This is a genomic window from Glaciecola sp. MF2-115 (genome assembly GCF_047250385.1).
Lineage (GTDB): Bacteria > Pseudomonadota > Gammaproteobacteria > Enterobacterales > Alteromonadaceae > Glaciecola.
The window spans coordinates 63,982-76,810 of sequence record NZ_JBLBVM010000056.1 but is presented as its reverse complement, the minus strand read 5'-3'; the positions used below and the strand labels follow the sequence as shown (position 1 = coordinate 76,810).

General features: G+C 41.2%; 13 protein-coding genes. 5 read left to right on the top strand and 8 right to left on the bottom strand.

The window, feature by feature from the left end:
- The first annotated feature begins 31 nt into the window (after positions 1 to 31).
- Both ACKLNX_RS15585 and add read left to right on the top strand, forming a co-directional pair.
- Entirely contained in the window at positions 32 to 667 is a 636-nt protein-coding gene (locus tag ACKLNX_RS15585; protein ID WP_412973344.1) for a response regulator transcription factor, read from the top strand.
- Positions 668 to 730: 63 nt separating this feature from the next.
- Positions 731 to 1,693, top strand: coding sequence for an adenosine deaminase (gene add, locus ACKLNX_RS15580; RefSeq protein WP_412973016.1), 963 nt, complete (start codon positions 731 to 733; stop codon positions 1,691 to 1,693).
- 55 nt (positions 1,694 to 1,748) lie between these two features.
- On the opposite strand, the gene fadE is transcribed toward add, so the two are convergent.
- From fadE to purM, 4 genes are all read right to left on the bottom strand, one after another.
- Positions 1,749 to 4,355, bottom strand: a complete 2,607-nt coding sequence (gene fadE, locus ACKLNX_RS15575) for an acyl-CoA dehydrogenase FadE (protein ID WP_412973015.1) — start codon at positions 4,353 to 4,355, stop codon at positions 1,749 to 1,751.
- 126 nt (positions 4,356 to 4,481) lie between these two features.
- The gene (locus tag ACKLNX_RS15570) at positions 4,482 to 5,195 is read right to left on the bottom strand and encodes a DUF3108 domain-containing protein (protein WP_412973014.1); all 714 of its coding nucleotides are present in this window, start codon (positions 5,193 to 5,195) and stop codon (positions 4,482 to 4,484) included.
- Positions 5,182 to 5,832 carry a phosphoribosylglycinamide formyltransferase gene (gene purN / locus ACKLNX_RS15565; RefSeq protein ID WP_412973013.1) on the bottom strand — a complete coding sequence of 217 codons (651 nt, stop codon included), beginning with the start codon at positions 5,830 to 5,832 and terminating at the stop codon, positions 5,182 to 5,184. The genes ACKLNX_RS15570 and purN overlap by 14 nt, the downstream gene beginning before the upstream one ends.
- Positions 5,832 to 6,875 carry a phosphoribosylformylglycinamidine cyclo-ligase gene (gene purM, locus ACKLNX_RS15560; RefSeq protein WP_412973012.1) on the bottom strand — a complete coding sequence of 348 codons (1,044 nt, stop codon included), beginning with the start codon at positions 6,873 to 6,875 and terminating at the stop codon, positions 5,832 to 5,834. Before purM ends, purN begins: the two co-directional genes overlap by 1 nt.
- 146 nt (positions 6,876 to 7,021) lie before the next feature.
- Between purM and ACKLNX_RS15555 the strand changes: the two genes are divergently transcribed.
- Both ACKLNX_RS15555 and hda read left to right on the top strand, forming a co-directional pair.
- Positions 7,022 to 8,092 carry a DUF2066 domain-containing protein gene (locus tag ACKLNX_RS15555; protein ID WP_412973011.1) on the top strand — a complete coding sequence of 357 codons (1,071 nt, stop codon included), beginning with the start codon at positions 7,022 to 7,024 and terminating at the stop codon, positions 8,090 to 8,092.
- A gap of 3 nt (positions 8,093 to 8,095) precedes the next feature.
- On the top strand, positions 8,096 to 8,797 hold the full coding sequence (gene hda, locus ACKLNX_RS15550; RefSeq protein ID WP_412973010.1) for a DnaA regulatory inactivator Hda: 702 nt from the start codon (positions 8,096 to 8,098) through the stop codon (positions 8,795 to 8,797).
- 6 nt (positions 8,798 to 8,803) lie between these two features.
- Here hda and ACKLNX_RS15545 read toward each other — a convergent pair whose 3' ends face one another.
- From ACKLNX_RS15545 to arsC, 4 genes are read right to left on the bottom strand one after another with little or no spacing between them, the layout of a single operon-like run.
- The gene (locus tag ACKLNX_RS15545; protein WP_412973009.1) at positions 8,804 to 10,795 is read right to left on the bottom strand and encodes a hypothetical protein; all 1,992 of its coding nucleotides are present in this window, start codon (positions 10,793 to 10,795) and stop codon (positions 8,804 to 8,806) included.
- Entirely contained in the window at positions 10,770 to 11,240 is a 471-nt protein-coding gene (locus tag ACKLNX_RS15540) for a DUF2069 domain-containing protein (RefSeq protein ID WP_411693799.1), read from the bottom strand. Before ACKLNX_RS15540 ends, ACKLNX_RS15545 begins: the two co-directional genes overlap by 26 nt.
- Position 11,241: 1 nt before the next feature.
- Positions 11,242 to 11,856: an NAD(P)H:quinone oxidoreductase gene (wrbA, locus tag ACKLNX_RS15535; RefSeq protein WP_411693903.1), complete on the bottom strand. Its 615-nt coding sequence runs from the start codon at positions 11,854 to 11,856 to the stop codon at positions 11,242 to 11,244.
- 27 nt (positions 11,857 to 11,883) lie between these two features.
- The gene (gene arsC / locus ACKLNX_RS15530; RefSeq protein ID WP_411693800.1) at positions 11,884 to 12,240 is read right to left on the bottom strand and encodes an arsenate reductase (glutaredoxin); all 357 of its coding nucleotides are present in this window, start codon (positions 12,238 to 12,240) and stop codon (positions 11,884 to 11,886) included.
- A gap of 102 nt (positions 12,241 to 12,342) precedes the next feature.
- Here arsC and ACKLNX_RS15525 point away from each other — a divergent pair, with 102 nt between their 5' ends.
- A complete protein-coding gene (locus tag ACKLNX_RS15525) occupies positions 12,343 to 12,810 on the top strand; it encodes a TlpA family protein disulfide reductase (RefSeq protein ID WP_411693801.1) in 468 nt (155 codons plus the stop codon).
- The last annotated feature ends 19 nt before the right edge of the window (positions 12,811 to 12,829 follow it).

Genomic DNA, 12,829 nt, shown 5'->3' with positions numbered 1-12,829 from the left:
TTATAAATGATTGGTAGAGAATAACATCATGATGTACAAGTTTTTAGTTGCAGATGATCACCCTTTGTTTCGTGACGCATTGAAGGGTGCATTATCAAGCAGTTTTAAAAAGCTTACGATACTAGAGTCTGACTCTCTTGAAACGACGGTTGCGGTACTTCGAAAGCATCGCAACATATCCGTCGTTATTCTCGATTTAACCATGCCTGGTTGTGATAATTTTTATGGTCTACTTAGAGTCAAGGAGTTATTTCCAGCTGTATCTGTGCTTGTACTATCCGCAAGTGATAGCCCAGAGGTTGTCGCCCAAGTGATGGAGTTTGGTGCAGACGGTTATATACCTAAAACGGCAGCAACGCCGACGGTTAAAAAAGCTCTATTAGCTGTAATGAACGGTAAAAAATGGCTTTCGGATGATTATGCTAAGGCAATTACTGAGGTCGATTCTGAAGCAAAAGATGTTGCGTCAAAGCTACGAGAGTTAACGCCAAAGCAATTTCAGGTTTTAAAGTTGCTGAAAGATGGCTTAATGAATAAGCAAATAGCCGACAAACTGAGCGTGACTGAAGCAACGGTTAAAGCTCATATTGGTGTTATATTTAAAAAGCTAGAAGTTAAAACCAGAACACAGATAGTCTTGGCAGTCGAAAAGTTAAATCTAGATTAAGTCCCAAATAATTTTTTTTGGCTAGGTAAACAATAAAATCCGCAACTTCTCAGGTTTTTCGTCATGCATCAGCTTCGCCTACCACTCGTTGATTTACATCGTCATTTAGATGGCAATATTCCCCCAAAACTTATTTGGCAGTTAGCCATCGAAAACGATATTACCTTGCCCGTCTGCAGCGAATCAGAGTTGGCTGAGTTGGTCTTAATTAAAGATAAAACCAGTGATTTGATGGCATTCATTAACAAGCTAGATTTCGGCGTCTCTGTTTTGGCAAGCCCAGAAACCTGTTACCAAGTTGCATATGAAAATGTGAAAATGGCAAAGCAAGAGGGTTTAGCTTACACCGAGTTACGTTTTTCGCCATATTATATGGCTAGATCCTTTAAGCTCCCTTTAAACGCCGTCGTCGAAGCGGTTGTTGAAGGTGTAAATGCCGGTAATAATGATTTTAAAACTCAGTATCAATTAATTGGTATACTTAGTCGGACCTACGGTGTTGATGCCTGTAAGAAAGAATTAGACGCTATATTGACTCATGCAGATAAGATCATTGGCTTAGATTTAGCTGGGGATGAGTTAAACTTTCCTCCCCATTTGTTTGTTGAGCATTTTAAAAAGGCGAGGGATAGTGGGCTACAAATAACTGTTCATGCTGGAGAAGCCGCAGGCCCGCAAAGTGTTTGGGATGCGATTAATCTCCTCGGTGCAAATCGAATTGGACACGGCGTCGCGGTTTCACAAGATCCGCAGCTCGTGGAATATATGCGTCACAACAACATTGGCATTGAAAGCTGCCTAACATCGAATTATCAAACAGGAACATGGTTGGATACCGCTAATCATCCAATAAAGACTTTTCTTGAAAAGGGTCTATCGGTGAGTTTAAACACTGACGATCCGGGTATTTCTAATATTGACATTCAACATGAATATTACGTTGCCGGAAGTGTTGTTAACTTAACTGAACAAGACTTAGAACAAATTCAAAGAAATGCTTTAAATCAACGGTTCTACAAAGCATAAAAAAGGCCTTCAATTTGAAGGCCTTCTATTCGTATAGCAGTCAGTCAAAATAAATTTAAGACTCTGTCTTTTCTGCCTTTGGCTTAGCTTTCGGTTGAGCTTTAGTTGCTGGCTTAGCTTTCGTCTTACTCGTAGATTCAGCTTTCGCTTTACTCGCAGATTCCGCTTTAGCCTTACTTGTGGGTTCAGCTTTTGCTTTATTCGCGGTTTTGCGTTTTGCGGCAGGCTTTTTAACTTTGCTACTCGTCGACATTAACAGCTCTTGATTATCAAAATCATCGACGTTGATGGTTCTTAGTCGGCCGGCTTCTGCTTCTTTCATTAAGTCAGCTTCTTCACTAGAAATAATGCCTTCTTTGAGTGCTCTTTCGGCTAGTGTATCAAGATTTGTCATAGGTAATTTCTCACCTAATTTCTTGCATATTTTGTCGAACAGAGGTTCACACTTCACAATGTTAAGTAAGGTAAGCTCTAAATCACCCATCAAATTACCTTCTTCTTGCGTGAGATACTGGCCATAGCCAAGTCTGTCACGTGTCGAATTTGGATGTTGTAGGATATGAGCTATTTTATGCTCAATGACATCTGATGGAGCGGTATAGCGCTTGCCGAAAGGAAGAACCAAAGCACGCATGGCAAAGCCTACGACCGGATTTGGGAAGTTTCGTAAGAAATCATCCAAGGCTTCTTCTAGATCAGATAAGCAATCCTGCATTGCCCAATGAACAAAAGGTAAATCGTCGTGGTTTCGACCTTGTTCGTCAAAACGTTTCAATACAGCGGAGCCAAGATATAGATTACTTAATATATCTCCCAAGCGAGCAGATAAGCGTTCTCTTCTCTTAAGAGAGCCCCCAAGTACACCCATAGAGATGTCGGTAAGTAGTGCTAAATTAGCACTGTATCCCTGCATACTTCTGTAGTATTTCGCTGTTTCATCTTTGAATGGAGCTGAACTTAAACGGCCGCCACTTAAGCTGAACCAAATTGAGCGAAATGTATTGCTAATGGCAAAACGAATATGTCCGAATACTGCTTCATCAAATGACTCCAATTGTTCATCTTTGTCTTTCATTTGTGACGCATAAATTTCTTTTAGGACAAATGGGTGACAGCGCATCGCGCCTTGACCAAAAATCATCATATTACGTGTCAGAATGTTCGCACCTTCAACCGTAATTGAAATGGGTACGCCCTGATAAGCTCTTCCTAAATAGTTATTTGGACCTAGGCAAATGCCTTTACCTCCGTGCACGTCCATTGAGTCGTTTACAATCTGGCGCATTCTTTCTGTTAAGTGGTATTTACAGATTGCTGATATAACCGAAGGTTTTTGACCTAAATCAACGCCGGCTGTAGACAAGGAGGTAACTGCATCCATCAAGTAAGCATTACCGCCTATACGGCCTAACATCTCTTCAACGCCTTCCATCTGTCCAATTGGCATGCGGAATTGGCGACGAATACGAGAATACGCACCAGTTGCTAAAGCGAGTGATTTTGCGCCGCCAGCAGCAGATGATGGAAGGGTAATGCAGCGGCCAACTGACAAGCACTCCATTAGCATACGCCACCCTTTACCAGCCATTGCTTCACCACCAATGATGTAGCTTAGAGGGACGAAGATGTCCTTGCCTCGCACTGGACCATTATGGAAGGGCACATTGAGTGGGAAATGACGGCGACCACAATCTAAGCCTTTAGTGTCTCTTGGAATAAGTGCACAAGTGATGCCTAAATCTTCAGTATCACCAAGCAAACCATCAGGATCCTGCAGTTTGAAGGCAAGACCAATGACGGTAGCTACTGGCGCTAGGGTTATATATCGTTTTGAAAATGTTAAGCGCATGCCCAACACTTCTTTACCATCGAATTGTCCTTTACAGACAATGCCGTAATCAGGGATAGCACCAGCATCTGAACCAGCTTCAGGACTCGTTAAAGCAAAACAGGGAATTTCATCACCCACGGCTAAGCGAGGCAGATAATAATCTTGTTGTTCTTTCGTACCATAATGCTGAAGTAACTCGCCTGGGCCTAAAGAATTAGGCACACCAACCGTACTTGATAACACCGCGCTGACGCCGGCTAATTTTTGCAATACTCGAGATTGTGCAAACGCTGAAAAGGCTAAACCACCATATTCTTTCTTGATGATCATGGCGAAAAATTTATTGTCTTTCAGATACTGCCATATTTCATCAGATAAATCGGCATCGACGTGGTTAATTTGCCATTCGTCGACCATGCGACATACAACTTCACAGGGACCATCTAAGAACGCTTGCTCTTCAGCGGTTAGACGAGCTTGTGAGATCGCATGAAATTTCTGCCAGTCAGGTTTACCACTGAAGAGATCACCATCCCACCAAACCGTGCCAGCATCGATTGCTTCTTGTTCAGTCGTGGACATTTCAGGCATAACACTCTTGTAAAATGCGAGTAATCTTTTGCTAATGAAGTCCCTGCGCACAGGGGCGTAAGACAGTGGGATGACAATAATGGCGAATATTATCCAGGCAATAATGCCAAATCCATCCGCTGCGGTGCCAACGACCATCGCTACACTGATTGCGATGAGTGTTGTTTGTGTCGAAGTTTGCTTATAGGCTGTAACACCATAAACAGCTAATACTATTAATAACCACAATAATTCGTTCATGCATGCTCCTTCAGGTCTGACCAGATTGCTAACGTTATTACTTGAATGGCCAAAGATCAAGTGATTTAGCTTAAAAGAGGACGAACATCCTCTAAGAGTTGCTTACGTAGTATATAGTAAAAAGAACTAATTTTTTTGGTAAGATTTTAGACGAATATCACCTTGTTCTTCGTCATCTTTAAATTGTTGAAGGCGCACGAGCACAAAATCGAGGGAGGGAGCAAACCAAGCGAAGGTTTCTCTTTTGCTACTCTCACGATTTACTTTTACTTTTATCGCTTCTAATTTGCCATAAGGTAGATTTAGCATTTCACTTTCAACAACTTCGATATTGTAAGTGCGCTTCTGTCCACGGTAGTTAAGAAACTTATATTCGAACTCTTTTTTGTTTTGGGCTAATTGTCTAGATATATCGATACGAAACAATTGGTTATCAAATTCGCCATTCCAAGGGAGGTTTTCTTTATCGTCGATAATGATGGTATTCGATTTGCTATCAAACTTTGCATTCAATGCTTTGTTTGGACCTGTACCTTTCCGCACAAAATCATATTTGACGGGAGTAATGATGCCATCTTTAAAGGAAAATTCTGATGTTTCATAACGTTTATCTGAAAGAAAGAAACGAGACACTTTCGATTCATATTTAAGTTGATATAAGCCATTGGTTGAAGCACTGAGACTTAGTTTAGCTGTACCTATATCATTATCATGGCGAAATGCTTCATATTTAGCGACAAAAGGTGAGGGCAATTCATTAAGGTCTTTTGCGAAACTATGACTCATGACTAGAGCTAGTCCAATTACACCTATTGCCTTCAAAGTTTTAGTCGCTTGCATATCCACACTCCGGTAATTCCATTTCATCAAAATACGCTTTCATATTCTTTAGCGCGATCCGTTCGTTACATAACCAATTTACTACTATAGGATAAATCTTGTGTTCTTGCACCAACACGCGTGAAGCTAACTCTTCTGCCGTGTCATCTTCAAATACAGGCACCTTAGCTTGCAAAATGACAGGGCCTCCATCCAGTTCTGGTGTAACAAAATGCACTGAAGTGCCATGTTCTTCGTCATTATTGTCAATCGCACGCTTGTGTGTGTGCAAGCCAGGGTACTTCGGCAACAAAGAGGGATGAATGTTCAATAATTTTCCCAAATATTTTTTGACAAAGCCTTCACTCAAAATACGCATGAACCCTGCCAATACCACAACGTCAGGTTCGGCGTGGTCTATCTCCGCGGACAGGGCAGCGTCAAAAGTGTCTCTATCTGCAAATGTTTTATGATCTATACAAGTTGCTTCGATATTCGCGTTAGAGGCTCTTTCGAGGGCATAAGCAGAGGGTACGTTCGTAATAAGCTTTACGACTGTACCTTTAATAGTGTCCTTTGCACACGCATCTATGATGGCTTGGGCATTTGAGCCGCTTCCAGAGGCGAGGATAACGATACGCTTTTTATGAATAGTCATTAGGAATTAATTACAACTTGTTCCTGACCTTCTGGAAGATCTTGAATTTCACCAATGATCCAAGCATTTTCGCCCAAATCGCTGAACGCTTTTGTAATTGTTTCCGCTTGATTGGCTTCGACGGCTAGAATTAAGCCGACACCACAGTTAAAGGTTCTGTACATTTCGTGAGTTGTTACATTCCCTTTTTCTTGCAGAAGAGAAAATATACTTGGCCAATTCCAACTGTTACCATCTACAACTGCCTGCATATCTGCGGGAAGAACTCTCGGGATGTTTTCCCAAAATCCGCCTCCGGTGATGTGGGAAATAGCGTTGACATTATGATTTTCTAGTACGGCCAATACGTTCTTAACGTATATACGCGTCGGCTCGAGTAGGTGGTCACTGATTGTCTTGCCATCTAACGTAGACCCAAGATCTAATTGACTGACTTCAATGATTTTACGAATTAATGAGTACCCATTTGAATGTGGTCCTGAAGATCCTAGTGCAATGAGTTTGTTACCAGGAGCAACTTTAGATCCGTCAATCACGTCTTCAGCTTCAACTACACCAACACAAAAGCCTGCAACATCATAATCTTCGCCATCATACATACCTGGCATTTCTGCTGTTTCACCGCCAATCAGAGCACAACCAGATAACTCACAACCTTTGCCAATGCCGGTTACCACAGTAGCTGCTGTATCGACGTCTAATTTGCCGGTTGCGTAATAATCAAGGAAGAAAAGCGGCTCTGCTCCTTGTACGATGAGGTCATTTACGCACATCGCAACTAAATCGATACCAATACCATCGTGTTTATTTTGGTCCATCGCCAAACGCAGTTTCGTGCCCACACCATCCGTTCCTGAGACAAGTAAAGGCTGCTTGTACTTAGTTGGAATAGAACAAAGCGCACCAAAACCACCTAAACCACCTTTTACTTCTGGACGATGTGTTTTCTTGGAAACAGATTTAATTCGTTCAACTAATTGATTCCCAGCATCAATATCAACACCAGCATCTTTATAACTTAGGGGTTTGCTTTGCTCAGTCACGCGCTTTCCTTTGAAAATTTTGAGGGCAGAATTTTAACAGTTCAATGAACGAAAAGGTATAAAAAAACACTAAGTTTAAATATCAGATGCAAAAATGCCTGAAATATCTGACAATAGGCGCTCTCTGCTATAAGGATTTACTAGTTTTGAAGAATTTGCTTGTTATCATCGTTGTTTTATTTTGCTGTGTATTCAGTCCGCAATCAAAAAGTGGAGCCATTGAACACCTGAATGAAGGTCAAATAATCGTTACCGATCAATCAAACTTCACGCAAAAGCGAGCAGGTAAACGCGCATTTCAACAAGTTGTAGTGAAGCTGAGTGGTGATGAAAGTGTACTCGAGAACCTCCAAGTAAAACGTGCGGCAACTAATTTCGAACAATATTTGGTCGCCAGTACGTTTATTCAAGGAGAAGACAAGCTCATTTATCAGGCAGACTTTAGCGAAGAAAAAATCATTGATTTACTTCGTAGCGAGAATTTAAACATCTGGGGTAAGCGTCGACCGACAGGATTGTTTTGGCTAGCTATCGAAGATGATGTAAGCAAAAAGAAAACACTGGTAACCCAAACTAATAACAGCGAATATTTGGACGTAATCAAACAGGCGTCTTATGATCGCGGCATTGAGTTAGTTATGCCAATTGGTGATCTAACTGATTCAATGAATATTACGCCCTTAGACGTTTGGGGGCTGTATTCATCCTCTATTTTCAATCAATCTAATCGTTATGGAACAAACTATGTTATCGGTGCACGAGTTGGTGTCGTTTTTGATGACTACAGCGCGAGTGAAAAACTAGAGCTGTCCTATTTTATTACCAATGGTCAAACAATTCATACGGACAGAATTGTCGGTACCGATATACGCGAATTAATTGCTTCCTTTGTTAATCAATATGCCAATTATTTAGCAAGCCTCTATTCCGTCGGAAGCAGCCATGATAATGCGATTTACCCAGTAACTTTAAATGTAGCGAATGTAAACACTCTTATAAAATATAGAAAAGTACAAACAATTTTGTCTTCACTTACGGTAACTGACAACGTTGAATTGAGCGCACAATCAAAAGATATAGCGAGTTTTTCTTTAATATCGAATGTCCCACTTAAGCGCCTCAAAACGATATTAAAGCTAGAGCAGAGCTTGCGTGAGCCTGAATATCAGCGTTTAGATACTGAACTTGTTATTGATTATGAGTTTCGGGGCAATTAGGTTTTGCAATTAAGTTTACCAGTATCACTTCCAGATGATGAAACCTTTGATTCCTTCTTGGACGTTGGCAATGAGTTTGCCACGGCCTATTTGCGAGAATTTTGCCACTTAGGCTTAGCCAATAAAAAGCCCTTGTGTTACCTCTTCGGTAGCGTAGGGGAAGGGAAGTCGCATCTATTATTTGCTTGTTGTCACAATGCAAATATAAATAAGCTTCAAACTGTTTACTTGAATATGGTTGAACTCAAAGGCATGCCGCCAGAAGTCTTGGCTTCAATTGCTGATTATGATCTTATTTGTATTGATAACTTGCATGAAATTGCGAGTAACCCAATATGGGAACGAACAATATTTGACCTAATCAATCAAGTGCTGGAACGTCCTCATCAGCCTAAAATTATCATCTCAGCGGCCTCATCACCGCTGGCTGTCGGTTTCCAACTTCCGGATCTTGTGTCTCGTTTAACATGGGGTGCTATATTTCAATTAGCCAATCGGACTGATGAACAGCTGTGCCAAATTATTCAATTTCGCTTGGAGCACAGAGGCTTAGAAGCGAGTGATGAGTGTATTAAATTCCTACTCACTCGAGTAGATAGAGAATTACGAAACTTAATGTCCATCGTGAATGACTTAGATAAGAAATCATTACAAGCAAAGCGCAAGCTTACTATTCCTTTTATTAAGCAGGCGCTGAGCCTTTAAAGCATATTAGTTTGGAAGGCTTGGTCTTCCTTTATGTAAATTAGCTTCATTGTTAAGGTAAATTTGAGATGAAGATAGTTGCTCAAGACGATAGGGTACTTTGATCAAACTTGCCCTATCATTAGCACCTTCAGCACCTTCACGTAAATCAATATTCTCAAACCAACTCACATTTCTACGTAGCAAGATTGGCTCAGGAAGAGCAGCTTGCAGAGTTTCTATATCACCAAGCTCTGGCAGAATATTGCTTACCGTAAATCGTGCTCTTGCTTGAATACTCGGGTCATTGAATCGATCACGTTGCCCCCAAGTTATCAATACTTCGCTATTGTTTTGCGTGTTGTAGATACCAATATCAGCTGATGCGCCAAGGCGGTATTGCATCATAAAGCGTTCGAACAAGGTGGCGAAATCTTCTCGCTCTGTTAGATATGAATAGTAAGAAGCCGCAATATCGGGCACAAAGAATGTTTCAATGTCAGCTGCCACATAGCTCTTTTGCAAATCACTTGCGGTCTCACCTGAAAAACTAACTTTAGCTAAATCCTTCATTTGGTTTGAACTAAGAGGGTATGTGCTATTCAAGATATCAGAGTTTGTTCCGTTATTCCTAAAGTACGTCAATGGGTCGTCAGAGTTAGTTAAGCTTGCCCAAACGTCGTAAGGGAAAAAGTCATTCGCATGGCCAAGCTCGTGATACATGAGCCAAGAAATATCGGCTTCCAAGGCCTCGAATGTGCGTGTATCTCTTGCTGCCGATGAAAAGCTTTGACCTGGCATATACGGTGCATTGTCTTTCACGTAGCGCCAAGCGACTCCAAAATTGAGAACACTTCCAAAATTACTTCTATAGTCAGGCACTTCGTTTAATGTGTCTCGTTCAGTTGGTGTCACCCAAAAGTTGCGGGCATCTAGGTAAATAGCACCTGTTGCCGCCCAGTAAAATGAGGGGCGTACATCATACGAAATCACAACAGCCGTGACTCCGCGCAGAAGCTTTAACATGTCAGGACCTGCAGCTGATTGTTCAAGGTACTGACGAAAACGAACTCCCATCCATTCGTGTGAAACGAGTGTGCGGTCCAAAATATCATCAATACTCGGAGTAGTTGTTTGCTGGCCTACTAGAGGTAAGGTACCAAAGTTACAAGTGCTGCTAAGCGTATTCGTGTATATGCAAGATTCGATTGCATTCTTATATGGGGAGTCACTATTAAACGAGTAAACATCTTCGCTGGTGATGATATTACTATTCGGGAAATAAGCGTCATCTATGATTTGCGCATCATTGATAGTAACGATACTGCGATCTATCGCTTGCTCACCATTTTCAAAAATAACCGACACTTCAAATTGAACCACTTGATCGCTGTTGACGGCTGGAGCGTTAAAGAAAAGTCGGTTCGATTGGCCTTCAAGGTCTAAAACAGCGGGCCCTGCAATTTGCTTCCATTCTATCGTTGAATTATTAATGTCATTAGTAAATGAGTCTACGCGCAAAGATACTTTTCCTCGTTCAGTCACTGTATGGTCAAGCCTGACGTTTGCAACAGGGGAAGAGCTTTCTTGAACAGTGAAATCATGGGAAATTTGTTGTGTGCCAGAACTCGTCTCGACGGTAGCTTGAAGTGTATAACTACCAGCCTCTAAAGTGTCAAAACCAATGGTTTGAGAATTGTTTGCCAAGATAGTGAGTGCAGGGCCATTGATTTGCTGCCAACGAACTGATCTTATTTGGGCGTTATCGTTTGCTGTGAGCGCAAAACCAAAAGAACCATTGCTCACAATTTCAGTGTCGCCATACAAGTTAATATTGCCAAAAGTAGCAATTGGATTGATAGGGCCGACACTCTCCGTTGTCGTAGGCGGCGGCAATTGGTCACGGCCAGTTGCTTGTCCATCGTCAGATGACCCTCCACAGCCAGCAAGTGAAAAGCATGCGATAAATACGGCGGCTATACTAGATGCCTGTTTATTCATTACTATTTTTCTGTTCATGATGCTTACCCTCATACAAATTTTTTTCTGCTTCCATTACAGTCTTTAACTTAGGTAGTCCAGTCCCTAACTCTTGACCGCGCAGACGAGCAAAACCGCTACAGCCAACAAACATGGCTATTGCGAGCACTAGTTCTATAGTGGCATATAACATTTGGCTAGGCTCAGCATATAAGACCGTAATACTGTGTAAAAAGTACAGTAGCACGATAAAACTAGCCCAAGCGTGTGTGTAAGGTTTTCCTTGCAGTATGCCTGGGAGTGGCAATAACAGAGGAACAATAAAAAGAAGCAACTTAAAAACGATCGAATAATCTGCTGTGATTGGTAATAAGAAATACCAAATCAACATCCAGACAATCAATGTTATGTGGGAAAACAACGCTAAGTATCTCAGCTTTTTGACTCGACCAGACATCGGCGCGCTTGTATTCAATTCGGGCATATTAATTTCCAAGGTTTGGCGTTGCTTGCGTTAACTGTTTTGCAATTTTAGCTAGGCGTTTCCCTTGCGCTATTGCAATTTCTTGTTCTTCTTTACTTAACTTCGTTTTATCTGTTAATGCTATTGCGCTTGCACCGTATGGCGTTCCGCCGCTTGTCGTTTTGTGCACCGCCGCAATTGAGTATGGCACTCCAACTAAGAGCATTCCATGATGAATTAAAGGCATCATCATGCTAATCAATGTTGTTTCTTGACCACCGTGTAAGCTTGAGCTTGACGTAAAAACACATGCAGGTTTGTCGATTAAACTACCTTTCAGCCATAAGCTTGAACTCGAATCGAGAAAATGTTTCATTGCACCAGCCATGTTGCCAAAGTGTGTCGGGCTGCCGAGTGCTAGACCATCACATTTAGCGAGTTCATCTAAGGTAATGTAGGGCGCACCAGAACTTGGAACAGGCGCCACAGATTCAAATATATGAGTACTCACATCAGGCACGGTTCTCAAAAGGGCCTCTGCACCTTCAGACTCGATTCCTTTAACAATAGATTCTGCAATTTGTTTCGTTAGCCCATGTTTACTGTAATACAGGACTAATATTTGGCAGGTTTGCATCTTCAATAATTCTCTCTGTTTTTGAATTTATAGTCCAAGCAAACTTTTGAAGTTTTCTAGTGGTCTACCGATGGCTGCTTTTGTTCCGTCGCTTAAAATAGGACGTTCTAATAACTTAGGGTATTTAACGATAGCTTCAATGATTTGACTGTTGCTTGAATCTTTACTGAGTCCTGCTTGTGCAAATTCAGCTTCTTTCGTTCGCACCATCTCAATCGCATTCTCTAAACCCAAGGCATTTACCAAAGAAGAAACTTCAGATTTTGTTAGGGGAACTTTTAAATACTCTTTGATGTCTATGTCGACATTATTTTCGTTTAGGAACGCCAATCCTTGTCTGCTCTTTGAGCATCTTGGGTTATGATAATAAACTTTTTTAGCCATAATTATTGTCTCTATTTGATTATGTTTATCTGATACCATTTATTTTAAAAATGTTAACATCAGATTGACCACTGTAGTAGCAAAACGATCACGGAGTAGTGAGTGAAAAAAATAGTATTATATCTAGTTGTTAGTATTAGCGCCTTAACTCTTGGTATTAGCTATCAGTTACACAATAGATACGACTTTTCCACACTCGATGGTTCAACTCATCAGTTTAAAGAATTAGAAGGTAAATGGGTTGTCATTAATTATTTCGCAGAATGGTGTGCCCCATGCTTGCGTGAAATTCCCGAGTTAAACGAGTTTAAAACCTTCAGTGACAAAGCTCAAACAGCTGTTTTATTCGGCGTTAGTTACGATGCATTGCAAGATCATGAATTATCTTTACTCGCCGAAAAATACAATATCAACTTCCCATTAATCAACCATGTTGAAACAGCATTGCCTTTCGAGACGCCAAAATATCTGCCGGCTACTTATTTAATTCGTCCAGATGGCACACTTGCTGGTCAACTTTTGGGTGAACAAAGCATGAAAAGTTTAAACGAAGCGGTCGGAAACAAATAAAGTGCTAGAACGATTTTTT

What these genes read in the sequence shown, in the direction of transcription:
- fadE (WP_412973015.1), bottom strand. Translation starts at nt 4,355, where the DNA reads ATGAACGAATTATTGTGGTTATTAATAGTATTAGCTGTTTATGGTGTT.
- purN (WP_412973013.1), bottom strand. Translation starts at nt 5,832, where the DNA reads ATGACTATTCATAAAAAGCGTATCGTTATCCTCGCCTCTGGAAGCGGC.
- ACKLNX_RS15585 (WP_412973344.1), top strand. Translation starts at nt 32, where the DNA reads ATGTACAAGTTTTTAGTTGCAGATGATCACCCTTTGTTTCGTGACGCA.
- ACKLNX_RS15540 (WP_411693799.1), bottom strand. Translation starts at nt 11,240, where the DNA reads ATGCCCGAATTGAATACAAGCGCGCCGATGTCTGGTCGAGTCAAAAAG.
- ACKLNX_RS15570 (WP_412973014.1), bottom strand. Translation starts at nt 5,195, where the DNA reads ATGCAAGCGACTAAAACTTTGAAGGCAATAGGTGTAATTGGACTAGCT.
- ACKLNX_RS15545 (WP_412973009.1), bottom strand. Translation starts at nt 10,795, where the DNA reads ATGAACAGAAAAATAGTAATGAATAAACAGGCATCTAGTATAGCCGCC.
- wrbA (WP_411693903.1), bottom strand. Translation starts at nt 11,856, where the DNA reads ATGCAAACCTGCCAAATATTAGTCCTGTATTACAGTAAACATGGGCTA.
- arsC (WP_411693800.1), bottom strand. Translation starts at nt 12,240, where the DNA reads ATGGCTAAAAAAGTTTATTATCATAACCCAAGATGCTCAAAGAGCAGA.
- add (WP_412973016.1), top strand. Translation starts at nt 731, where the DNA reads ATGCATCAGCTTCGCCTACCACTCGTTGATTTACATCGTCATTTAGAT.